This is a genomic window from Streptomyces toyocaensis (assembly GCF_000725125.1).
In the GTDB taxonomy this organism is placed as follows: Bacteria; Actinomycetota; Actinomycetes; order Streptomycetales; family Streptomycetaceae; genus Streptomyces; species Streptomyces toyocaensis.
Genome location: NZ_JFCB01000007.1, coordinates 33,133 through 56,459 on the forward strand (window position 1 = coordinate 33,133; position 23,327 = coordinate 56,459).

Below are 23,327 nucleotides of genomic sequence, written 5' to 3' on the forward strand. Positions count from 1 at the left end.
TGAAATTTAGGTTAGGCTAACCTAAGTATCGCCCAGCGGCATCCGCTCCTCGCACCGGACCGTCCCCACCGGAGGACCCCCCATGCGCTCGCACCTGCTCAACGACACCACCGCGGAGCACTACCGACGCTCAGTGACCCAAGGAGTCGAGCGGGTGGCCGCCAAACTCGCCACCACCGAACGGCCGTTCACCGGTATCACCGTCGACGCCCTCGCCCCGCGCATCGACGCGATCGACCTCGACCAGCCACTGCACGACACCGCCGCGGTGCTGGACGAGCTGGAGGACGTCTACCTCCGGGACGCGGTCTACTTCCACCACCCCCGTTACCTCGCCCACCTCAACTGCCCGGTGGTCATCCCGGCCGTGCTCGGCGAGGCGGTGCTCTCCGCCGTCAACTCCTCCCTCGACACCTGGGACCAGTCGGCCGGCGGCACCCTGATCGAGCGGAAGATCATCGACTGGACGACCGGACGCATCGGCCTCGGCCCGGCCGCCGACGGTGTGTTCACCTCCGGCGGCACCCAGTCCAACCTCCAGGCACTGCTGCTGGCCCGCGAGGAGGCGAAGACCGACGACCTGGCGAGACTGCGCGTCTTCGCCTCCGAGGCCAGCCACTTCAGCGTGCAGAAGTCCGCGAAACTGCTGGGCCTCGGACCGGACGCCGTGGTGGCGGTACCCGTCGACCACGACAAGCGCATGCGGACCGTCGCCCTCGCCCGCGAACTGGAGCGCTGCGCCGAAGCGGGCCTGGTCCCCATGGCCGTCGTCGCCACCGCCGGCACCACCGACTTCGGCTCCATCGACCCGCTGCCCGGGATCGCCGGGCTGTGCGAGCGGTACGGCGCCTGGATGCACGTCGACGCCGCCTACGGCTGCGGACTGCTCGCCTCGCTGAAGCACCGCGGCCGCATCGACGGCATCGAGCACGCCGACTCCGTCACCGTCGACTACCACAAGTCCTTCTTCCAGCCGGTTAGTTCGTCGGCCGTGCTGGTCCGCGACGCGGCCACGCTGCGACACGCCACCTACCACGCCGAGTACCTCAACCCGCGCCGCATGGTGACCGAGCGCATCCCCAACCAGGTGGACAAGTCCCTGCAGACGACCCGCCGCTTCGACGCGCTCAAGCTGTGGATGACGCTGCGCGTCATGGGCGCCGACGGCATCGGCCGGCTCTTCGACGAGGTGTGCGACCTGGCGGCGGAGGGCTGGAGACTGCTGGCCGCCGACCCCCGCTTCGACGTCGTGGTGGAGCCGGCCCTCTCCACCCTGGTCTTCCGCTACGTCCCGGCGGCCGTCACCGACCCCGCCGAGATCGACCACGCCAACCTCCACGCTCGCAAGGCCCTGTTCGCCTCCGGTGACGCGGTGGTCGCGGGCACCAAGGTGGCGGGCCGCCACTACCTGAAGTTCACCCTGCTGAACCCCGAGACCACGACGGCCGACATCACCGCCGTCCTCGATCTGATCGCCGGCCACGCCGAGCAGTACCTGGGAGAGTCCCTTGACCGCGCTTGCTGAAGCCCCGGACGCCACCTACGACTTCGTGGGGATCGGCCTGGGCCCCTTCAACCTCGGCCTCGCCTGCCTCACCGAGCCCATCGACGAGCTGAACGGCGTCTTCCTGGAGTCCAAGCCGGACTTCGAGTGGCACGCCGGGATGTTCCTCGACGGCGCCCACCTCCAGACGCCGTTCATGTCGGACCTGGTCACCCTGGCCGACCCGACGTCCCCGTACTCCTTCCTCAACTACCTGAAGGAGAAGGGCCGGCTGTACTCGTTCTACATACGGGAGAACTTCTACCCGCTGCGGGTCGAGTACGACGACTACTGCCGCTGGGCCGCCGGCAAGCTCGGCAGCATCCGCTTCGGCACGACGGTCACCGAGGTGACGTACGACGAGGGGGACGGGCTGTACACGGTGGCGACGGCGGCCGGGCGGACGTACCGTGCCCGGCACCTGGTGCTCGGCACCGGGACCGTGCCGTTCGTCCCGGAGCCGTGCCGCGGACTGGAGGGCGGCCTCTTCCACACCGCGCGGTACGTGCACCGCAAGGCGGAGCTCCTGACGAAGGAGTCGGTCACGGTCGTCGGCAGCGGACAGAGCGCCGCCGAGATCTACTACGAGCTGCTCTCCGAGATCGACGTCCACGGCTACGAGCTCAACTGGGTCACCCGCTCCCCGCGGTTCTTCCCGCTGGAGTACACCAAGCTGACCCTGGAGATGACGTCCCCGGACTACATCGACTACTTCCGCGCGCTGCCCGAGGAGACCCGCTACCGGCTGGAGAAGCAGCAGAAGGGCCTGTTCAAGGGCATCAACTCGGAGCTGATCGACGCGATCTTCGACCTGCTGTACCAGAAGACCGTCGAGCGCGGCGACCGGCCGCTGCCCACCCGGCTTCTCACCAACTCCACGCTCACCACGGCCCGGTACGAGGACGGCGGGTACACGCTCGGCTTCCACCAGGACGAGCAGGGCAAGGACTTCCGGATCCGCACCGAGGGCCTGGTGCTGGCCACCGGCTACCACTACGAGCCGCCGGCCTTCCTCGACCCGGTGCGCGACCGGCTCCGCTTCGACGGCCACGGGCGTTTCGACGTCGCCCGCAACTACGCCATCGACGTCACCGGCCGCGGCGTCTTCCTGCAGAACGCCGGCGTCCACACGCACAGCATCACCAGCCCCGACCTGGGCATGGGCCCGTACCGGAACGCGTCCATCATCCGCGAGCTGCTGGGCACCGAGTACTACCCGGTCGAGAAGGCCGTCGCGTTCCAGGAGTTCGCCGTATGAGCGGCATCGGCACGTTCACCGTCCGCCCCCTCGACCCGCTGAAGGACGCCGAGCTGCTGCACCGCTGGGTCACCGATCCCAAGGCGGCGTTCTGGATGATGCAGGACGCGGATCTGCAGGACGTCGAGCGCGAGTACCTGCGGATCGCCGCCCACGAGCACCACCACGCCTACCTGGGCCTGCACGACGGCGAACCGGCATTCCTGATGGAGAAGTACGACCCCCGGTACGTCGAACTCGCCGGCCTGTACGACCCCGAGCCCGGTGACGTCGGCATGCACTTCCTGGTCGCGCCGACCGACCGGCCGGTCCACGGCTTCACCAGGGCCGTCATCACCGCCGTGATGCGCGAGCTGTTCGCCGACCCGGCCACCCGGCGCGTGGTGGTCGAGCCGGACGTGGGCAACAAGGCCGTGCACGCGCTGAACGCGGCCGTGGGCTTCGTGCCCGAGCGTGAGATCGACAAGCCGGAGAAGCGCGCGCTGCTGAGCTTCTGCACGCGCGAGCAGTTCGAGGCCGCCACCGCCCGAGGAGTGACCGCATGACCCCGTCCGACGCCGTGGCGCACCTGTCCCCCCACCGCTGGGCGCGGGCCAACCGCCTCCTGATCCGCAAGGCGCTGGCCGAGTTCGCCCACGAGCGGATCGTCACGCCGGAGCCCACGGGCGACGGCGGGTACGCCGTCCGCAGCGACGACGGCCTGACCCGGTACACCTTCACGGCGAGGCTGCGCGCCCTGGACCACTGGCAGATCGACGCCGACTCGATCGCCCGTCACCGCGACGGCGCCGAACTCCCGCTCGCCGCGCTCGACTTCTTCATCGAGCTGCAGAAGTCCCTGGGCCTGAGCGACGAGGTCCTGCCGGTGTACCTGGAGGAGATCTCCTCCACTCTCTCCGGCACCTGCTACAAGCTCACCAAGCCGCAGGTCACAGCCGCCGAGCTGGTCGACGCCGGCTTCCAGGCCATCGAGACCGGCATGACCGAGGGCCACCCCTGCTTCGTCGCCAACAACGGGCGGCTCGGCTTCGGCATCCACGAGTACCTGGCGTACGCGCCGGAGGCCGCCAACCCGGTGAGGCTGGTGTGGCTGGCGGCGCACCGCTCGCGGGCCGCGTTCACGGCGGGCGCGGGGGTCGAGTACGCCTCGTTCATCCGGGAGGAGCTGGGCGGGGAGACCGTCGAGGGCTTCCACGGCATGCTGCGCGACCAGGGCCTCGACCCCGCCGAGTACCTCCTGATCCCCGTCCACCCCTGGCAGTGGTGGAACAAGCTGTCCGTCACCTTCGCCGCCGAGGTCGCCCGCCGGCACCTGGTCTGCCTGGGCGAGGGCGACGACGAGTACCTGGCCCAGCAGTCCATCCGCACGTTCTTCAACCGGTCGCACCCGGAGAAGCACTACGTGAAGACCGCGCTGTCCGTCCTCAACATGGGCTTCATGCGGGGACTGTCCGCCGCCTACATGGAGGCCACCCCGGCCATCAACGACTGGCTGGCGCGGCTCATCGAGAACGACCCGGTGCTGCGCGGCACCGGACTGTCGATCATCCGGGAGCGGGCCGCCGTGGGCTACCGGCACCTGGAGTACGAGCGGGCCACGGACCGCTCCTCGCCGTACCGCAAGATGCTGGCCGCACTGTGGCGGGAGAGCCCGGTGCCGTCCCTGCGCGACGGCGAGTCGCTCGCCACCATGGCCTCCCTGGTCCACGTCGACCACGAGGGGAGGTCCTTCGCGGGCGCGCTGATCGAGCGCTCGGGGCTCGCCCCGGCCGAGTGGCTGCGGCACTACCTGCGGGCGTACTACGTCCCGCTGCTGCACAGCTTCTACGCCTACGACCTGGTGTACATGCCGCACGGCGAGAACGTGATCCTGGTGCTGGAGGACGGGGTGGTGCGGCGGGCGGTCTACAAGGACATCGCCGAGGAGATCGCGGTGATGGACCCGGACGCGGTGCTGCCGCCGGAGGTCTCCCGCATCCGGGTCGAGGTCCCGGACGACACCAAGCTCCTGTCGGTCTTCACGGACGTCTTCGACTGCTTCTTCCGCTTCCTCGCCGCGAACCTCGCCGAGGAGGGCGTCCTGGACGAGGACGGCTTCTGGCGCACGGTCGCGGAGGTCACCCGGGAGTACCAGGCGTCGGTGCCGGAACTGGCCGACCGGTTCGCCCGGTACGACATGTTCGCCCCCGAGTTCGCCCTGTCCTGCCTGAATCGCCTCCAGCTGCGCGACAACAAGCAGATGGTCGACCTGACAGACCCGTCCGGCGCCCTCCAGCTGGTGGGCACGCTGAGGAACCCCCTCGCGGACTTCTGACCCTTCGAACAGGCCGGTACCCCGGAGTGCGGTCCTCCGGGGTACCCGTCAGCACGTATGCCTCAGGGGCAACGCCCCGAGGCCATGAGCGCCCCAGCCTCAACATCCCAGGGGCGCGGGGCTGTGCCGACATGCGGCTCCGCCGCGTGGGCGCGACCAGCCCCCACCGGCCGGCAGCCGGCTCACTGCCGTCAAGACCACGGCACCTGCGGCGACCGGTAATAACCCATCCCCAGCGCATCCCAGCGCGGAGCCTGCGCAGCCAGCCGCACGCGATAGTCCTCCCAGTCCCGCGCGGCCGCCGGCGACCACCCGAGCTCGGCGATCCCGGGCAGCCGGGGGAAGGCCATGTACTCCAGCTCCCCGGACTCCGACAGCGTCTCCGTCCACAACGGCGCCTCGACGCCCCGCACCGCGGACGCCGGCACGCCCGGCAGATACGTCCCCGGGTCCCAGTCGTAGGACCGCCGCACCTCGACGTACCCCGCCCAGGACAGCCCGAGCGGCGTGTTCTTGTCGTACTTCATGTCGAGGTAGGCCCGGTCGGCCGGGGAGAGGATCAGTCCGGTGCCGTTGCGGGCGGCCTCCGCCACCCGCTCCTTCTCCGCGTCACTGGTGCGGTCCAGGCCCCAGTACTGGACGAGCGCCCCCTCCGCCGGTTCCGCGCCGGTCAACTGGTGCCAGCCGACCACGGTCTTGCCATACTTCGCGACGATCGGCTGCACCCGGTCCATGAACGTCACGAAGTCCTCGTGCGGCGTGGAGTGCGCCTCGTCACCGCCGATGTGGAGGTAGCGGCCGGGCGTGAGCGCGGCGGTCTCCCGCACCACGTCGTCCACGAAGTCGTACGTGATCTCCTTGCCGACGCACAGCGAGCTGAAGCCGACCTTGGTGCCCGTGTAGAGCGGGGGTGCCACGCCGTCGCAGTTCAGGTCGGCGTAGGAGGCGAGGGCGGCGTTGGTGTGGCCCGGCATGTCGATCTCGGGGACGACCTCGAGATGACGGGAGGAGGCGTAGCGGACGATCTCCTTGTAGTCGGCCTTGGTGTAGTACCCGCCGGGTCCGCCGCCGACCTCGGTGGAGCCCCCGTAGGTGGCCAGGCGCGGCCAGGAGTCGACGGCGATGCGCCAGCCCTGGTCGTCGCTGAGGTGCAGGTGCAGTTTGTTGATCTTGTACAGGGCGATCTGGTCGATGTAGCGCTTGACCTCGTCGACGGAGAAGAAGTGCCGGGAGACGTCGAGCATGGCGCCGCGCCAGCCGAAGCGCGGGGTGTCCGTGACGGTGCCGCCCGCCACCAGCCAGGGACCGGGCTGCTCGGAGTCCTCCTCGACGGCCGCGGGGAGCAGCTGGCGCAGGGTCTGCACCCCGTGGAAGAGCCCGGCGGGCCCGGCGGCGGTGAGGGTGACGCCCGAGCGGCCGCTGTGCAGGCGGTAACCCTCGCTGCCGTAGGGGCCCTCGGCGATCCGGAGCCGGATGCCGCCCCTGCCGTGGTCGGTGACAGGCAGCCGGTAGCCGGTGGAGGGCCGCAGGACGTCCGCGAGGTACTCGCCGACCCGGCGGGCCTCGCGGGAGCCGTCGACCCGGATCCGGGTGTCCTCGGTGATGCGGTACGGGGATCCGCCCGGGTCCACCGAGGCGGGGGCCGGGATCACCCGGTCCAGGGGAACGGGGGTCGTGTCCCGCGCGCTCTCGCGCTGCGCGGGGGCCGCTCCCACCATGACGCTCCCGGCCGCCATGACCAGCAGCAGGGATCCGAGCAGGCGGGTGGTACGGGGAGTCGTTCCGTGGTGCCGTCGTTGCCGTCTCACACGCGCTCCCTTCTCAACTCCGTGGCTCCGCAAGGGAAACCGGACAGGGTATGGACCACTCTCCCGCAGTTCCGGTGAAACAATCACCCCATGGTGGAAATCATCCAGAAGGACGGTACGTGGACGTTCGACGGGGAGGCCCTGCGACTGACTCCCGGACGGGACAAGAACGTCGGCCTGCTCCGCAGGACCCTGGGTGAACTGACGCTGCCCCTGGGCGCGTTGGCGGGGATCTCGTTCGAACAGGGCAAGAGGGCGGGGCAGCTCAGGCTGCGGCTGCGGGACGGCGCCGATCCACTGCTGCACGCGGCCGGGGGCCGGCTCACCGAGCCGCACGACCCCTACCGGCTCGTCGTCGAATCCGACCGCTACGGCGTCGCCGAGTACTTCACGGAGGAGGTCCGCACCGCGCTGCTGCTGGACCAGGTCCCCTCCGACCCGGTGACCGAGTACCTCCTGCCCGGCCCGTCCGTGCCGCTGTCGGTGTCCGCCGGGGACGGCACGGCGAGCTTCGACGGCGAGCGCGTCCGGCTCGAGTGGAACTGGAAGACGGAGGACGCCAAGGCCGCCGCCGGCCCCCGCACCCTCGCCGTGACGGACCTGGCCGGCGTGGAGTGGCAGCCGGCGGCCGGCCTGGAGAACGGGCACCTGCGCTTCTTCGTGCGGAACTCCCCCACCAAGGCCCCGGCCAAGTACGACCCCCACTCGGTGGAGCTGTGGGGTTTCAAGAAGGACCCCCTGATGGCGCTCGTCGCCGCCGCCGTCCAGGCCCGTCTGCCGCACCCCGCCGCCCCCGCGGGCGAGCACGCCCCGGAACCGGAGGCCGGCCGGCAGCCGGCGCCCTCCCCCGGCGAGGACGACCACGACGCCCTGCTGCGCCGGCTGCGGGAACTGGGCGAGCTGCACCGGTCCGGGGTGCTCACGGACGAGGAGTTCACCCTCGCCAAACAGGCGATCCTCAAGCGCATGTAGCCCCCGCCCAGCACCGCCTGCCCGAAATCGGGCACGATTCTTGCGAAACAGCCTCCGGTACCCCAGGATCATCGGGTGCACGACGAACTTGTTGATCACCTGACGCGGTCCACGCCCCTCAGCCGGGGCGAGGCGCTGCGTGTGATCCAGGACGTGCTCGCCTACTTCGACGAGACGACCGAGGAGTACGTCCGTCGCCGCCACCGCGAACTCCAGGCCCAGGGCCTGGTGAACGCGGCGATCTTCGAACGGATCGAGGCGGACCTCAGATACCGAGCGGTGGCGCCGCCCGAGCTCTCGCTCCGGCAGCTGCGCCGCATCGTCTACGGCTAGGAACTACGCATATGTGCGGAATCGTCGGATACATCGGCAGGCGTGAGGTCGCTCCCCTGCTGCTCGAGGGCCTGCAGCGCCTGGAGTACCGCGGCTACGACTCGGCGGGCATCGTCGTCACGTCCCCGAAGGCGGCCGGCCTGAAGATGGTCAAGGCCAAGGGCCGGGTGCGCGACCTGGAGGCGAAGGTCCCGGCGCGCTTCAAGGGCACCACGGGCATAGCCCACACCCGCTGGGCCACCCACGGCGCCCCGTCCGACGTCAACGCCCACCCGCACCTGGACGCCGAGGGCAAGGTCGCCGTCGTCCACAACGGCATCATCGACAACGCCGCCGACCTGCGCCGCAAGCTGGAGGCGGACGGCGTCGAGTTCCTCTCCGAGACGGACACCGAGGTCCTCGTCCACCTCATCGCCCGCTCGACGGCCGAGAAGCTGGAGGACAAGGTCCGCGAGACCGTGCGCCTCGTCGAGGGCACCTACGGCATCGCCGTGCTGCACGCCGACTTCCCGGACCGCATCGTCGTGGCCCGCAACGGCTCCCCGGTCGTCCTCGGCATCGGCGAGAAGGAGATGTTCGTCGCCTCCGACATCGCCGCGCTGGTCGCCCACACCCGGCAGATCGTCACGCTGGACGACGGCGAGATGGCCACCCTCAAGGCCGACGACTTCCGCACCTACACCACCGAGGGCACCCGGACGACCGCCGAGCCGACCACCGTGGAGTGGGAGGCGGCCTCGTACGACATGGGCGGCCACGACACCTACATGCACAAGGAGATCCACGAGCAGGCCGAGGCCGTGGACCGGGTGCTGCGCGGACGGATCGACGACCGCTTCTCCACCGTGCACCTCGGCGGCCTCAACCTCGACGCCCGCGAGGCGCGCCGGATCCGCCGTGTGAAGATCCTCGGCTGCGGCACCTCGTACCACGCCGGCATGATCGGCGCGCAGATGATCGAGGAGCTGGCCCGCATCCCCGCCGACGCCGAGCCGGCCTCGGAGTTCCGCTACCGCAACGCGGTCGTGGATCCCGACACCCTGTACATCGCGGTCTCCCAGTCCGGTGAGACGTACGACGTGCTGGCCGCCGTGCAGGAGCTGAAGCGCAAGGGCGCCCGGGTGCTGGGCGTGGTCAACGTCGTCGGCTCCGCGATCGCCCGCGAGGCGGACGGCGGCGTCTACGTGCACGCCGGCCCCGAGGTGTGCGTGGTGTCCACCAAGTGCTTCACCAACACCACGGTCGCCTTCGCCCTGCTCGCCCTGCACCTGGGCCGCACCCGTGACCTGTCGGTGCGCGACGGCAAGCGGATCATCGAGGGCCTGCGCCGGCTCCCGGGCCAGATCGCCGAGATCATGGAGCAGGAGGAGGAGATCAAGAAGCTGGCCCTGGAGTACGCCGACGCCCGCTCGATGCTCTTCATCGGCCGCGTCCGGGGCTACCCGGTGGCCCGCGAGGCCTCCCTGAAGCTCAAGGAGGTCTCCTACATCCACGCCGAGGCCTACCCGGCCTCCGAGCTGAAGCACGGCCCGCTGGCCCTGATCGAGCCGGCGCTCCCCACGGTCGCGATCGTCCCGGACGACGACCTGCTGGAGAAGAACCGCGCGGCCATGGAGGAGATCAAGGCCCGCAGCGGCCGGATCGTCGCCGTGGCCCACCAGGAGCAGGAGAAGGCCGACCACACGCTCCTCGTCCCTAAGAACGAGGACGAGCTGGACCCGATCCTGATGGGCATCCCCCTCCAGCTCCTCGCCTACCACACGGCCCTGGCCCTCGGCCGGGACATCGACAAGCCCCGCAACCTGGCCAAGTCGGTCACGGTCGAGTAGCCCCCGGGGGCCGGATCGCCGCGCACGACGCGACCAACGCACCCGGGGGCGCGGGGAGCTGCGCGATCAACCCCCACGCGCCTGCACAGGCCGCATCAGAACGGGCCCTCACGTGTGGCCACCCCACACGCGGGGGCCCGTCCCCGGCTCACGGAATGACGACAACCGGCCGCTGCGCCCGCTTCGCCAGCCTCCCGGCAACCGAACCGAAGATCCGCCCCACGAGACCGTGGGTGGAACCCACGACGATCGCATCCGCCTCGTACTCCCGCCCCACCTCTTCGAGTTCGTGGCAGATGTCACCGCCGCGCTCGACCAGGATCCAGGGCACCTCGGCGAGATGGTCCGCACAGGCGAGCTCGAGTCCGAGCACCTCCGTGCGGTGGTCCGGGACGTCCACGAAGACAGGGGGCTCGCACCCCGCCCACACCGTGGTGGGCAGCCGGTTGGCCACATGGACGATGATCAGGCCCGAGCCGAAGCGCCGCGCCATGCCGATGGCGTACGCGAGGGCCCGCTCACTGGAGGTGGAGCCGTCGAAGCCGACGACCACCCCGTGCCGGAAGGCGGGGTCGCAGGGGTGACGTGATTCCTCCGCCGACAGGGGTTCGGCCGCCGTGGGATCGGCGACCGGCCGCTTGCGGTCCGCGGGTTCGAAGAATTCGTGACCGGCCATGGCTGTCTCGGGGGTGTGATCCTTCTGTGGGGGACGACAGTGTGCGGCGGAGCTGTGTCCGGGAAAGGTCTTCCCAACCCCATACCCCCAAGGGTACGGCGGCACGCCTCCTGAGCCCGGACCCCGCGCATACCGGCAGGCGGGTTCCCCGGAGCATGCACGAGGGGCCGCCCGTCACGCAATGGTTGCTGCCCTGTACAGGTGGTTTGCGCGGGATTCACTTGGCGGCAAGAGTGGGGCCCTCCGGGTCGTCCGCACCGGAGGGCGCGGTGACCGACGGGCCGGCCGCGCGTTGAGCCGCGTGAGCCATGCCACAGGGGGTACACGGCGTCCGGAGCCGGTCCCACCCCGAGCGGGACCGTGTGACGCCCGCCCGGCATCCGGCGAGCGACGCGGTCCGCCGGGCGGCGTTCGGCCGCCGGCCGCGCGGCGGCGGGGATACACCGGTCGACTGACCGGTTTCCGCGCCCGCGCCCGTATCTTTTCAGCCAACTTCCGGCTGGTGTGCATGCCCGGCCCCGACCACCCCCCAACCCCCGTTCGACCTGCACGGAAAGGGTCCTGCGGACCCTGCGCACCCTACGGGGATTGGCCACTGCGACAAGGCGCACTTCCCTGCACGCCCCGCGAGTGCAACCCTTCGTGATCGAATGCTTCACGCCAAGTTGCCAAGTCGACAATGCGCCGGGTGACCAACTGGCCACCTGGCCGCAACAGGACGCAGTAGATTCGATCTTGACTGTCGTACGGCGGGGGACTCGTGCAGGACCGAGGGGAAACGTGCAGGAGCGACACAACCGAGGAGCCGCGACCACCGAGGGGGGCTTAGCAGTATGAGCCACGACTCCACTGCCGCGCCGGAAGCCGCGGCCCGGAAACTCTCCGGGCGCCGCCGCAAGGAGATCGTCGCGGTGCTGCTGTTCAGCGGCGGCCCCATTTTCGAGAGTTCCATACCGCTGTCGGTGTTCGGGGTTGACCGCCAGGACGCCGGCGTGCCGCGCTACCGCCTGCTGGTGTGCGGCGGCGAGGAAGGCCCGCTGCGGACCACGGGGGGCCTTGAACTCACCGCGCCACATGGGCTGGAGGCGATATCCCGGGCGGGCACCGTCGTGGTGCCGGCCTGGCGTTCCATCACCTCGCCGCCCCCGGAGGAGGCGCTCGACGCACTGCGCCGGGCCCATGAGGAGGGCGCCCGCATCGTCGGACTGTGCACCGGCGCCTTCGTCCTCGCGGCGGCGGGACTGCTGGACGGCCGGCCCGCGACCACGCACTGGATGTACGCGCCGACACTGGCGAAGCGCTATCCGTCGGTGCACGTCGATCCGCGGGAACTCTTCGTGGACGACGGCGACGTGCTGACCTCGGCGGGCACCGCGGCCGGGATCGACCTGTGTCTGCACATCGTGCGCACGGACCACGGCAACGAGGCGGCCGGGGCACTCGCCCGGCGCCTGGTGGTCCCGCCGCGCCGCAGCGGCGGCCAGGAGCGCTACCTCGACAGGTCTTTACCCGAGGAGATCGGCGCCGACCCGCTCGCGGAGGTCGTCGCCTGGGCGCTGGAGCACCTCCACGAACAGTTCGACGTGGAGACGCTGGCGGCACGCGCGTACATGAGCCGCCGTACGTTCGACCGCCGCTTCCGCTCGCTGACCGGCAGCGCGCCGCTGCAGTGGCTGATCACGCAGCGGGTGCTCCAGGCGCAGCGCCTGCTGGAGACGTCGGACTACTCGGTGGACGAGGTCGCCGGCCGGTGCGGCTTCCGCTCACCGGTCGCGCTGCGCGGCCACTTCCGGCGCCAGCTCGGCTCGTCCCCGGCCGCCTACCGGGCCGCGTACCGCGCGCGGCGCCCGCAGCCCGACCGGAACCAGGAGGGCGAGGGCACCCCGAACACCCAGGGGTCCGCCCCCTCCCACCACCAGGGCCACGCCGGGCACCCGGTGCCGCCCACGCTGCACCCGGACAGTCCGCTGCCGCACCAGTCCCGCCGTACCGCGGCGGCCGGCGCCCTGGGTCCGTCCCTGACGGCCTCGGGCGTACCGGGCCAGCGCAGCGCACCGTGACGTGACCGGACGGGCGGGCCGGAGGCATGACGCCTCCGGCCCGTCCGCACCGGCACTCCTGTGACGTTCACACCGGCACCAAGGGGACGACCACCGGGGTCCACACGGCGCACCGAGCCGTAAGGTTAGACACATGAACGATCGCATGGTGTGGATCGACTGCGAGATGACCGGCCTCTCGCTGTCGGACGACGCGCTCATCGAAGTGGCCGCCCTCGTCACCGACTCCGAGCTGAACGTGCTCGGCGAGGGCGTGGACATCGTCATCCGCCCGCCGGACCGGGCCCTGGAGACGATGCCGGAGGTGGTGCGGGAGATGCACACCGCGTCCGGGCTGCTCGCCGAGCTGCCCGGCGGCACGACACTCGAGGACGCCGAGCGGCAGGTCCTCGACTACGTGAGGGAACACGTCAAGGAGCCGGGCAAGGCACCCCTGTGCGGCAACTCCGTCGGCACCGACCGCGGCTTCCTGCTGCGGGACATGCCGACCCTGGAGGACTACCTCCACTACCGCATCGTGGACGTGTCCAGCATCAAGGAGCTGGCCCGCCGCTGGTACCCGAGGGCGTACTTCAACAGCCCCGAGAAGAACGGCAACCACCGCGCCCTCGCCGACATCCGCGAGTCCATCGCGGAACTGCGCTACTACCGCGAGGCCGTCTTCGTACCGCAGCCGGGACCCGACTCGGACACCGCGAGGAAGATCGCGGCCAAGCACGTCCTGCCCGCTCAGTAGAGGCGCCGAGGGATCCTCGGGACCCCTCGGGAAAAGCCGTGCGCGAGCACCCCTGCGGACCCTGTACACTTTTTCTCGGCCGGTCGGGGAAAGTCACTGACCTCAACCGACAAGGCCATGGTGGGTGTAGCTCAGCTGGTAGAGCACCTGGTTGTGGTCCAGGATGCCGCGGGTTCGAGTCCCGTCACTCACCCTCGTAGAAGAGGCCGACGACCCGTACGCGGGTCGTCGGCCTCTTTCGTCGTCCGGGCCGCACCGGCGGCCACGGGCGGAAACGACCGGCCCGCCCGGTGGGCGGATGCCAGACTCCCTCCGTGCGGATGATCATCGAGGACATGGCCCACCGCCTGGCGGCGGTTCCGGGCGTGGTCGGAGTCATGCTCGGCGGCAGCCGGGCCCGCGGGGAGCACGGACCCGAATCGGACTGGGACCTCGGCGTCTACTACCGCGGCGCGCTCGATCTCGCGGCTCTGCGCGCGCTGGCCGGCCCCGGTGCGGAGGTGGCCGGTCCGGGCGGCTGGGGACCGTGGGTGAACGGCGGTGCGTGGCTGCGGGCCGACGGCGTCGCGGTGGACTGGATCCTGCGGGACCTGGACCGGGTCGAGCGGGTGTGGGCGGACTGCCGCGAGGGCCGGTACGAGGTCGGCGTGCAGGCGGGGCATCCGCTCGGGTTCTGGTCGCCGTGCTACGCGGGCGAGGTGGCGCTCGGTCAGGTGCTGGCCGACCCGTCCGGCGAGCTGACGGACCTCCGGTGCCGGACGGCGGTCTACCCCGAGCCGCTGCGTGAGGCGCTCACCGCGGCGGCCTGGGAGGCGGAGTTCCTGGCGGGCGCGGCGGCCAAGGGCGCGGCGCGGGCGGACACCCTCCACGTCGCGCTGTGTCTGTCCCGGGCCGTCGGGGTGCTGGTGCAGGCGCTGTTCGCCGACGACCGGCGCTGGTGCCTCAACGAGAAGGGCGCGCTGGCCGTCGCCGAGACACTGCCGGCCGCGCCGGCCGGCTTCGGCCCGCGGGTGCGCGGCGTGCTGGGGGCACCCGGCGGGACCGCGGAGTCGCTGACGGCGACGGTGGCCGGGGCGCGGGCGCTGGTCGGGGAGACCCTCGCCGCGCTGCGGAGCCGCGCCGGGTGACGGCACGTCCCCGGGCACCGGGCTCGCGCGCGCCGCGGCGGTGACCCGGGGCACGCCGGCGCGCCGACGCCCGGGGCTCAGGAGGAGGCGCGGCCGACCAGTTCCGTGGCCAGCACCATCTGGCGGCGTTCCAGGCCCCGCGAGGCGGGCGGGCGGCGGTCGGCGACCTCGGCGAGGAGGAGGTCGATCATCGCGCGGCCCATCTCCTGGATCGGCTGGCGCACGCTGGTCAGCGGCGGGTCCATGTGGCGGGCGATCGCGGAGTCGTCGTAGCCGACCAGCGCCACGTCGTCGGGGATGCGTCGGCCCGCCTCGCGCAGGGCCTGGCGGGCACCGGCCGCGGTGACGTCGGAGGCGGCGAAGACGGCGTCCAGGTCGGGACGGCGCTCCAGCAGGGCCGCCATCGCGCGCCGGCCCCCCTCCTCGGAGAAGTCGCCGGACTCGATCAGCAGGTCGTCCACCGCGTGTCCCGCGTCGCGCAGGGCGTCGCGGTAGCCGTCGACACGCCGCTGGGCGCCGTACACGTCGAGGCGGCCGGTGATGTGGGCGATGGTCCGCCGACCCCGCCCGATCAGGTGCTCGACGGCCTGCCGGGCGCCGCCGTAGTTGTCGGAGTCGACCGAGGTGAGCGTCTCCGCGGCCGAGCGGGGGCCGCTGATCACCGCGGGGATCTCCAGCTGGGACAGCATGTCCGGCAGCGGGTCGTCGGCGTGCACCGAGACCAGCAGGACGCCGTCCACCCGGTGGGCGGCCAGGTACTGGGCGAGCCGCTGCCGCTCCCGGTCGCTGCCCGCGAAGATCAGCAGGAGCTGCATCTCGGTGTCGGACAGCGCCGCGCCGACGCCCCGGAGGATGTCGGAGAAGTACGGCTCGGCGAAGAACCGGGTCTCCGGCTCGGGCACGACCAGGGCGATGGCGTCCGTGCGGTTGGCGGCCAGGGCGCGGGCGGCCGTGTTCGGAACGTAACCGAGCTCCGCGACCGCCGCCTCCACGGCGGCGCGTGTGGCATCGCTCACCCGGGGCGAGCCGTTGATCACCCGGGAGACCGTGCCGCGGCCGACGCCGGCGCGCGCGGCCACCTCTTCGAGGGTGGGCCGGCCGCCGCTCCGGCCCCGCGCTCCGTGGCTTGCCATCGGCTCCGCCTTCCTTCGTATGTCACGCTGGCCTGGAATGTAACAGCCCCTGGGGCGGCGTCGGCCACCGCCGGGAGGACAGCGTGCGGACTCCGGGATTCCGAAGGCGGGTCCCCCGGCGTCAAGTTAACGGGCAGATAACTGAACGCACTTTGCCGCGTCTGCTCCCTTGACACCCCCGCCCGGACCCGCGACTCTTCAACACATCACTTGTGGGAGCGCTCCCACGGTACCTGACACATACACAACCCGCACGTTCCCCACCCGAGCCGCAACGCACGATACGGGTCCGACAGAGCCGTCGGCCGGGGGGTCGGTACGTCAGGGCAACAGGAGGACGCAATGCGAGCACGTACCCTCCCCCTCTCCCGGCAGCGGTCGGGCGGGGGGAAGCCCATCGCCCGCAAGGCGCTGGCCATCGCCGCCGTGGTGTCGCTGGGCACCGGGCTGCTGGCCGGCTGTGCCGACGACGGCGGAGACGACTCCGACTCCTCGTCCGGCGGTGGCGAGGGCAAGACGACGATCACCCTGGGTCTCTTCGGCACCATGGGCTTCAAGGAAGCCGGACTCTACGACGAGTACGAGAAGCTCAACCCCGACATCAACATCGAAGAGAACGTCGTCGAGCGGAACGAGAACTACTACCCGGCGCTCCTCAACCACCTGACCACCAACAGCGGCCTGCAGGACGTCCAGGCCGTCGAAGTGGGCAACATCGCCGAGATCGTGAGCACCCAGGCGGCCAAGCTCGAGGACCTCTCCAAGGCCCCGGGGGTGAAGAAGGAGAACTGGCTGGACTGGAAGTGGGAGCAGGCCACCACCAAGGACGGCCAGACCGTCGGTCTGGGCACCGACGTCGGCCCGATGGCGATCTGTTACCGCAAGGACCTGTTCGAGAAGGCCGGGCTGCCCAGCGACCGCGAAGAGGTCGCGAAGCTGTGGGCCGGCGACTGGAAGAACTTCGTCCAGGTCGGCGAGGACTACAAGAAGAAGGGCCCCAAGGGCACCACCTTCCTGGACTCCCCCGGCGGTCTGATCAACGCGATCCTCAGCAGTGAGGAGAAGAAGTTCTACGACGCCTCCGGCGAGGTCGTCTACAAGTCCAACCCGGCCGTCAAGAACGCCTTCGACCTGACCGCCGAGGCCGCCGAGAAGGGCCTGGTCGGCGCCCAGACGCAGTTCCAGCCGGCCTGGGACCAGACGATCGCCAACAACAAGTTCGCCGCGATGGCCTGCCCGCCGTGGATGCTCGGCTACATCAAGGGCAAGTCGCAGCCCGACGCGGCCGGCAAGTGGGACGTGGCCGTGCCCCCGAAGTCCGGCAACTGGGGTGGCTCCTTCCTGAGCGTGCCGAAGAACGGCAAGAACGTCGAAGAGGCCAAGAAGCTGGTGGCCTGGCTGACCGCGCCCGAGCAGCAGGCGAAGCTGTTCAAGGTGCAGGGCAGCTTCCCGAGCGCCCAGGCCGCGTTCGACAGCCCGGAGGTGACCGGCGCGAAGAACGACATGACCGGTGACGCCCCCATCGGCACGATCTTCTCCGAGGCCGCCAAGCAGATCCCGGTCCAGGTCATCGGCCCGAAGGACCAGATCATCCAGCAGGGTCTGACGGACAACGGCGTGATCCTGGTGACGAAGGGCAAGTCCGCCGCGGAAGCCTGGGAGACGGCCACCAAGACCATCGACAACAACCTGGACAAGTGACCCGCATGGCCACCCGTTCCGACACCGCCGCGTCTCCCGTCAAGGGGGGCGCGGCCCCGGGCCGTGCGCCCGGCGGCCTCTCCATGGACAAGGAAGACCGGCGCCGGACCAAGCTGTCCCGCCGCTGGCAGCGCGACGCGCGATGGAGCCCGTACGCGTTCGTCTCGCCGTTCTTCCTGCTGTTCGCGGCCTTCGGGCTGTTCCCGCTGATCTACACCGGCTGGGCCTCGCTGCACCAGGTCGAGCTGACCGCGCCGACCGACATGAACTGGGTCGGACTGAAGAACTACACCCGGATCTTCGACGACGACTTCTTCTGGAACGCGGCGCGGAACACCCTGACCATCGGCATCATCTCGACCGTCCCGCAGCTGATGATCGCCATGGGCATCGCCCACATCCTCAACTACAAGCTCCGCGCCTCGACCTTCTGGCGGGTCGCGATGCTCGCGCCGTACGCCACCTCGATCGCCGCCGCCACCCTGGTGTTCGTCCTGCTCTTCGGACGGGACTACGGCATGATCAACTGGGCGCTGGGCGCGGTCGGGATCGACCCGATCGCCTGGCAGGACGACAAGTGGCCCGGTCAGATAGCCGTGTCGACCATCATCATCTGGCGATGGACCGGCTACAACGCGCTGATCTACCTGGCCGCGATGCAGGCGATCCCGCAGGACCTGTACGAGTCGGCGGCGCTGGACGGCGCCAGCCGCTGGAAACAGTTCCTCCATGTGACGCTGCCCTCGCTGCGCCCGACGATCCTGTTCACCGTGGTCGTCTCGACGATCGGCGCCAGCCAGGTCTTCGGCGAACCGCTGCTGTTCGACCCCAACAAGGGCGCCTCGGGCGGCGCGGAGCACCAGTTCCAGACGCTCGGCCTGTACCTGTACGAGCAGGGCTGGGTCAACCAGCACCTGGGCCGTGCCTCGGCGATCGCCTGGACGATGTTCGCGATCCTGATCGTCATCGGCATCATCAACCAGCTCATCTCGCGCCGGCTGCGCGCCAGCAGTTAAGGAGTGTGGCCGTGACGACGACTGTGACGCCCCCCGAGACCTCACCCGCCAAGCAGCACAAGCGCTCGCGTCTGCCCAAGTCCGCGCGGGCGGGCGGCACGCTGCACGGCGGTCCGATCGCGTACGTGATCCTGATCGTGTTCACGCTCGTGTCGCTGTTCCCGCTGGTGTGGACCGCGATCGCCGCCTCCCGGGACAACCAGCGCCTGGCGCAGACCCCGCCGCCGCTCTGGTTCGGCTCGAACCTGTTCAAGAACCTGGAGATCGCCTGGAAGGACGCCAATCTCGGCGAGGCGTTCCTCAACACCACGATCGTGGCGGGTATCTCCGCGGTGACCATCGTCGTGCTGTCGACGGTCGCCGGGTTCGCCTTCGCCAAGCTGCGCTTCAAGGGCCGCAACACGCTGATGCTGCTGGTCATCGGCACGATGATGGTTCCGCCGCAGCTCAGCATCATCCCGCTGTACATGATGGTGGCCAAGCTCGACTGGACCGACCAGCTGCAGGCGGTCATCTTCCCGTCGCTGGTGAGCGCGTTCGGTGTGTTCTTCATGCGGCAGTACCTGCTGCAGGCGCTGCCCGACGAGGTCATCGAGGCCGCCCGGGTCGACGGCGCGAGCAGCTGGCGTGTGGTGTGGCACGTGGTGTTCCCGGCCGCGCGGCCGGCGATGGCCGTGCTCGGCATGCTGATGTTCGTGCAGGCGTGGAACGACTTCCTGTGGCCGTTCCTGGTGCTGACCCAGACCGGCAACCCGACCGTGCAGGTGGCGGTCGCGGGCCTCGGCCGCGGATACACCCCCGACCAGTCCTTGATCATGGCGGGTGCGCTGCTGGGTACGGTGCCCCTGCTGCTGGTCTTCGCCGTCTTCGGCAAGCAGATCGTGGGCGGCATCATGCAGGGCGCCGTCAAGGGCTGACACACCTCGCCTCCGTATCCCTGGGGGCCGGGTCACCGCCGCCTCGGCCCCTCCCCCCTTTCCGTACTCGTCGGTCTTCCACGACCTCCTATGGGAGCGCTTCCATGTCTGACTCCGCAACGCCGGCGACCCCGGCGACCTTTCCTGCCGCCTTCCTCTGGGGCGCCGCGACCTCCGCGTACCAGATCGAGGGGGCGGTGCGGGAGGACGGGCGTACCCCTTCCATCTGGGACACCTTCAGCCACACGCCGGGCAAGACCGCCGGCGGCGAGACCGGTGACATCGCTGTCGACCACTACCACCGCTACCGCGACGACGTGGCGCTGATGGCGGACCTGGGGCTGAGCGCCTACCGCTTCTCCGTCTCCTGGTCACGGGTGCAGCCCACCGGCCGCGGCCCGGCCGTGCAGCGCGGCCTGGACTTCTACCGCCGGCTGGTCGACGAGCTGCTGGCGAAGGGCATCAAGCCGGCCGTCACCCTCTACCACTGGGACCTGCCGCAGGAGCTGGAGGACGCGGGCGGCTGGCCCGAGCGGGAGACCGCCTACCGCTTCGCGGAGTACGCGCAGCTCGTCGGCGAGGCGCTCGGCGACCGCGTGGAGCAGTGGATCACGCTCAACGAGCCGTGGTGCAGCGCCTTCCTGGGCTACGCGTCCGGCGTGCACGCGCCCGGCCGCACCGACCCGGCGGCCGCGCTGCGGGCGGCCCACCACCTGAACCTGGCGCACGGCCTGGGCACCAAGGCGCTGCGTTCGGTGATGCCGGCCCGCAACCAGGTCGCGCTCAGCCTCAACTCCTCGGTCGTGCGCCCGCTCTCGCCCGGCGACCCGGCGGACCGGGCGGCGGCCCGCAAGATCGACGACCTGTCCAGCGGCATCTTCCACGGCCCGATCCTGCACGGCGCCTATCCGGAGACGCTGCTGGAGGCGACCTCGTCGCTCACCGACTGGTCGTGCATCGAGGACGGCGACCTGGACCTGATCCACCAGCCGCTGGACGCCCTCGGCCTCAACTACTACACCCCGACCCTGGTGTCGGCGGCCGACCCGGACGCCAAGGGCCCGCGGGCCGACGGGCACGGGGCCAGCGCGCACTCGCCGTGGCCCGCCGCGGACGACGTCGCCTTCCACCAGTCGCCGGGCGACCTGACCGAGATGGGCTGGTCCGTCGACCCGACCGGCCTGCACGAGCTGATCATGCGCTACACCCGTGAGGCGCCCGGGCTGCCGCTCTACATCACCGAGAACGGCGCCGCCTACGACGACAAGCCGGACGCCGACGGCAAGGTGCACGACCCGGAGCGCGTCGCCTACCTGCACGGCCACCTCTCGGCGGTGCGCCGGGCCATCACCGACGGCGCGGACGTGCGCGGCTACTTCCTGTGGTCGCTGCTGGACAACTTCGAGTGGGCGTACGGCTACGACAAGCGCTTCGGCGCGGTGTACGTCGACTACGTCACCCAGCAGCGCACCCCGAAGTCCAGCGCCCTGTGGTACGCGCGCGCGGCCAAGTCGGGAGTGCTCCCGGAGCCCGAGGGCATCTGACCTGCTCGAAGGCCCCGGGGAACGGGGGACGCGGGGTACGGGGGGCGGGGCGCGGCGCCCTGAGGGAGCGCCGCGCCCCGTTCGTGTGCCGGAAGGCCGAGGGGAAGCGGGCCGCTGGTGGCGGAGGCCTTCGGCGTGCGCTCAAGGGAGGGATCGGGACCGCTTGAAGACCCCGGCCGGACGGCCCGGCACGCGGCGCCGGCGCACGCTCCCCCGGTGCCCCCGTCCCCTGGGTGCGCGCTCGCGTCCGTCGAGCTGGATCCAGACCCGCACCTCGGTCCCGCCGAGCACCGACGAGCCGATCCGTACGTCCCCGCCGGTGGCCTCCGCGAGCCGGCGCACGATGTCCAGGCCGAGCCCGGTCGAGCCGTCGCTGCCGGAGCCCTTGCCGCGGGCCATCGCGGACTCGGGGTCGGGTATGCCGGGACCCGCGTCGGAGACGAGGACGATCACCGCGTCCTCGCCGTTGTGCACGTCGACCGCGAACGCGGTGCCCTCGGGGGTGTGCCGGAAGACGTTGCCGAGCAGCGCGTCGAGGGCGGCGGCCAGGTCGGCGCGGGCCACGGGTATGCGCACCGGCCGGTCCGCCCCGGCCACCCGCCACCTGCGGCCCTCGTCCTCGGCGAGCGCCGACCAGAACGCCATCCGCTCCCGCACGACTTCGGCCGCGTCGCAGCCGGCTCCGGGACCCGCCGCGGCCGTCTGCGGCTTGGCGTCCCGGGCGGTGCGGATGATGGTGTCCACCTCGCGCTCCAACTGCTCGACCGCCGCCCGGGTCTGCTCGGCGGCCGGTCCGTCGCCGAGGGACGCGGCGTTGAGCCGCAGCACGGTCAGCGGCGTGCGCAGCCGGTGCGACAGGTCGGCGGCCAGTTCCCTCTCGTTGGCGAGCAGGTGGACGACCTGGTCGGCCATGGAGTTGAAGGCCACGGCCGCCAGCCGCAGTTCGGTCGGCCCCTCCTCCCGGACCCGGGCGCCCAGCTTGCCCTCCCCCAGCTCGCGCGCCCCCTCGACCAGCCGCTGGGCGGGCCGCACCATCCGTACGCCCAGCCGGTCGGCGACCGCGACCGAGCCGAGGATCAGCGCGACCCCGACCCCGGCGAGCACCGCCCAGGCCGTACCGACGCCGTTGGTGACGGCGGACTCGGGGACGAACACCTCGACCACCGCGATCTCGCCGGTGCTCAGCGCCACCGGCTGGAGCAGCGCCGAACCGCCGGACACGGTGGAGGTGGAGGCGCGGCCCAGCTCCCGCACCGCCGCGATGTCCTCGCCGGAGGCCCGCCGCCGACCCAGCTCGAGTGCCTCGCTGCCGGCGCCCGCAGGGATGTGCACGGCCATCGCGGAGCCGGAACCGGCGGACGCGACGACGCGTTCGAGCTGGTCGCGGTCGGTGGTGATGGACAGCGCGGGGGCGACGGCCGCCGCCTCCCGTTCGGCGCCCGCGAAGGCGCGGTCGCGGGCCATCTCCCGGATCACCAGGCCGAGCGGCACCGCGAAGGCGACCACGACCATCGCGGTCACCGCCAGCGACACCTTCACCAGGGCCCATCTCATCGCGGCGGCTCCGCTCCGGGCGGGTGCGCGGGCGGCTCCAGCTTCACGCCGACACCCCGCAGGGTGTGCAGGTAGCGCGGCCGGGCTGCGGTCTCCCCCAGCTTCCGGCGCAGCCAGGACAGGTGGACGTCGATGGTCTGGTCGTCGCCGTAGGACTGCTGCCACACCTCGGCGAGCAGTTCCTTGCGGGGCACGACCACGCCGGGCCGCCCGGCGAGGAAGGCGAGCAGGTCGAACTCACGTCGCGTCAGATCCAGGCGCTGCCCGTCCAGTTCGGCCTGGCGGCGCAGCGGTTCGACGGTGAGACCGCCGACCCGGATCACGGGAGAGGGTGCCGCCCCGCCGCCGGAGCGCGCCCGGCGCAGCACGGCCGCCATCCGGGCCAAGAGGTGCTCCACCGAGAAGGGCTTGGTCAGATAGTCGTCCGCGCCGGCGTTGAGCAGCCGCACGATCTCCGTCTCGTCGTCCCGGGCGGTGGCGACGATCACGGGGACGTCGGTGATGCCGCGCAGCATCTTCAGGGCCTCTGAGCCGTCGAGATCGGGGAGCCCGAGGTCCAGGACGACCACGTCGAAGCGGACATGGGCGACCTCGCGCAGCGCCTCCAGCGCCGTGCCCACGCTGCGCACGGTGTGCGAGGCGTCGGTCAGCTGCCGGATCAGCGCCGAGCGTACGAACTGGTCGTCCTCGACCACGAGAACACTTGCCATGGGCGGCACCGTACGCCATGCCGGACGGGGTCGGCCGGGGCCTGTGGACAACTCCTGACACCTCCTCGGGCGCGACACCCGTGGGGCTCGTGGGGC

General features: G+C 71.1%; 19 protein-coding genes and 1 tRNA gene. 15 read left to right on the plus strand and 5 right to left on the minus strand.

Going from position 1 to position 23,327, the window contains the following annotated elements:
• Nucleotides 1–82 precede the first annotated feature (82 nt).
• The 4 genes from desA to BU52_RS10315 are packed head-to-tail and all read left to right on the plus strand — an operon-like array spanning nt 83 to nt 5,115.
• Nucleotides 83–1,525, plus strand: coding sequence for a lysine decarboxylase DesA (gene desA, locus BU52_RS10300; RefSeq protein WP_037931689.1), 1,443 nt, complete (start codon nt 83–85; stop codon nt 1,523–1,525).
• A complete protein-coding gene (locus tag BU52_RS10305; RefSeq protein WP_037931691.1) occupies nt 1,509–2,801 on the plus strand; it encodes a lysine N(6)-hydroxylase/L-ornithine N(5)-oxygenase family protein in 1,293 nt (430 codons plus the stop codon). The genes desA and BU52_RS10305 overlap by 17 nt, the downstream gene beginning before the upstream one ends.
• Nucleotides 2,798–3,346 (plus strand): GNAT family N-acetyltransferase, encoded by a 549-nt coding sequence (locus BU52_RS10310; RefSeq protein ID WP_037931694.1) that lies wholly within the window; start codon nt 2,798–2,800, stop codon nt 3,344–3,346. Before BU52_RS10305 ends, BU52_RS10310 begins: the two co-directional genes overlap by 4 nt.
• Nucleotides 3,343–5,115: an IucA/IucC family protein gene (locus BU52_RS10315; RefSeq protein WP_037931697.1), complete on the plus strand. Its 1,773-nt coding sequence runs from the start codon at nt 3,343–3,345 to the stop codon at nt 5,113–5,115. The genes BU52_RS10310 and BU52_RS10315 overlap by 4 nt, the downstream gene beginning before the upstream one ends.
• 191 nt (nt 5,116–5,306) lie before the next feature.
• On the opposite strand, the gene BU52_RS10320 is transcribed toward BU52_RS10315, so the two are convergent.
• On the minus strand, nt 5,307–6,851 hold the full coding sequence (locus tag BU52_RS10320; RefSeq protein WP_407702034.1) for a beta-N-acetylhexosaminidase: 1,545 nt from the start codon (nt 6,849–6,851) through the stop codon (nt 5,307–5,309).
• A gap of 162 nt (nt 6,852–7,013) precedes the next feature.
• On the opposite strand from BU52_RS10320, the gene BU52_RS10325 reads away from it, so the two are divergent.
• From BU52_RS10325 to glmS, 3 genes are all read left to right on the plus strand, one after another.
• Nucleotides 7,014–7,895, plus strand: coding sequence for a DUF4429 domain-containing protein (locus BU52_RS10325; RefSeq protein WP_037931701.1), 882 nt, complete (start codon nt 7,014–7,016; stop codon nt 7,893–7,895).
• Between the two features lie 75 nt (nt 7,896–7,970).
• Nucleotides 7,971–8,228, plus strand: coding sequence for a hypothetical protein (locus BU52_RS10330; protein ID WP_037931703.1), 258 nt, complete (start codon nt 7,971–7,973; stop codon nt 8,226–8,228).
• An 11-nt stretch (nt 8,229–8,239) separates the two neighbouring features.
• Complete coding sequence (gene glmS / locus BU52_RS10335; protein ID WP_037931705.1) at nt 8,240–10,057, plus strand: glutamine--fructose-6-phosphate transaminase (isomerizing); 1,818 nt, start codon at nt 8,240–8,242, stop codon at nt 10,055–10,057.
• Nucleotides 10,058–10,205: 148 nt separating this feature from the next.
• Here glmS and BU52_RS10340 read toward each other — a convergent pair whose 3' ends face one another.
• Nucleotides 10,206–10,733, minus strand: a complete 528-nt coding sequence (locus BU52_RS10340; RefSeq protein ID WP_037931707.1) for a universal stress protein — start codon at nt 10,731–10,733, stop codon at nt 10,206–10,208.
• An 833-nt stretch (nt 10,734–11,566) separates the two neighbouring features.
• Here BU52_RS10340 and BU52_RS10345 point away from each other — a divergent pair.
• The 4 genes from BU52_RS10345 to BU52_RS10360 all read left to right on the plus strand — a co-directional run bounded on the left by BU52_RS10345 (nt 11,567) and on the right by BU52_RS10360 (nt 14,656).
• Nucleotides 11,567–12,793: a helix-turn-helix domain-containing protein gene (locus tag BU52_RS10345; RefSeq protein WP_037931709.1), complete on the plus strand. Its 1,227-nt coding sequence runs from the start codon at nt 11,567–11,569 to the stop codon at nt 12,791–12,793.
• Nucleotides 12,794–12,926: 133 nt separating this feature from the next.
• Nucleotides 12,927–13,529: an oligoribonuclease gene (gene orn / locus BU52_RS10350; protein WP_037931711.1), complete on the plus strand. Its 603-nt coding sequence runs from the start codon at nt 12,927–12,929 to the stop codon at nt 13,527–13,529.
• Nucleotides 13,530–13,649: 120 nt separating this feature from the next.
• Nucleotides 13,650–13,722, plus strand: a tRNA-His gene (locus tag BU52_RS10355).
• A gap of 127 nt (nt 13,723–13,849) precedes the next feature.
• On the plus strand, nt 13,850–14,656 hold the full coding sequence (locus tag BU52_RS10360; protein ID WP_235216309.1) for a nucleotidyltransferase domain-containing protein: 807 nt from the start codon (nt 13,850–13,852) through the stop codon (nt 14,654–14,656).
• Nucleotides 14,657–14,733: 77 nt separating this feature from the next.
• Here the strand turns inward: BU52_RS10360 and BU52_RS10365 are convergent, their stop codons facing one another.
• The gene (locus BU52_RS10365; protein WP_037931713.1) at nt 14,734–15,789 is read right to left on the minus strand and encodes a LacI family DNA-binding transcriptional regulator; all 1,056 of its coding nucleotides are present in this window, start codon (nt 15,787–15,789) and stop codon (nt 14,734–14,736) included.
• Between the two features lie 342 nt (nt 15,790–16,131).
• Here BU52_RS10365 and BU52_RS10370 point away from each other — a divergent pair, with 342 nt between their 5' ends.
• The 4 genes from BU52_RS10370 (at nt 16,132) to BU52_RS10385 (ending at nt 20,967) form a co-directional block, all read left to right on the plus strand.
• On the plus strand, nt 16,132–17,490 hold the full coding sequence (locus BU52_RS10370) for an ABC transporter substrate-binding protein (RefSeq protein WP_037931716.1): 1,359 nt from the start codon (nt 16,132–16,134) through the stop codon (nt 17,488–17,490).
• 5 nt (nt 17,491–17,495) lie between these two features.
• The gene (locus BU52_RS10375; RefSeq protein ID WP_037931720.1) at nt 17,496–18,506 is read left to right on the plus strand and encodes a carbohydrate ABC transporter permease; all 1,011 of its coding nucleotides are present in this window, start codon (nt 17,496–17,498) and stop codon (nt 18,504–18,506) included.
• Nucleotides 18,507–18,517: 11 nt separating this feature from the next.
• Entirely contained in the window at nt 18,518–19,423 is a 906-nt protein-coding gene (locus tag BU52_RS10380; protein WP_037931723.1) for a carbohydrate ABC transporter permease, read from the plus strand.
• Nucleotides 19,424–19,527: 104 nt separating this feature from the next.
• Nucleotides 19,528–20,967 carry a GH1 family beta-glucosidase gene (locus tag BU52_RS10385; RefSeq protein ID WP_037931726.1) on the plus strand — a complete coding sequence of 480 codons (1,440 nt, stop codon included), beginning with the start codon at nt 19,528–19,530 and terminating at the stop codon, nt 20,965–20,967.
• A gap of 141 nt (nt 20,968–21,108) precedes the next feature.
• Here the strand turns inward: BU52_RS10385 and BU52_RS10390 are convergent, their stop codons facing one another.
• Together BU52_RS10390 and BU52_RS10395 are read right to left on the minus strand one after the other, a co-directional pair.
• Nucleotides 21,109–22,521 carry a sensor histidine kinase gene (locus tag BU52_RS10390; protein WP_037931729.1) on the minus strand — a complete coding sequence of 471 codons (1,413 nt, stop codon included), beginning with the start codon at nt 22,519–22,521 and terminating at the stop codon, nt 21,109–21,111.
• Nucleotides 22,518–23,231, minus strand: coding sequence for a response regulator transcription factor (locus tag BU52_RS10395; RefSeq protein WP_200881173.1), 714 nt, complete (start codon nt 23,229–23,231; stop codon nt 22,518–22,520). Before BU52_RS10395 ends, BU52_RS10390 begins: the two co-directional genes overlap by 4 nt.
• Between the last annotated feature and the right edge of the window lie 96 nt (nt 23,232–23,327).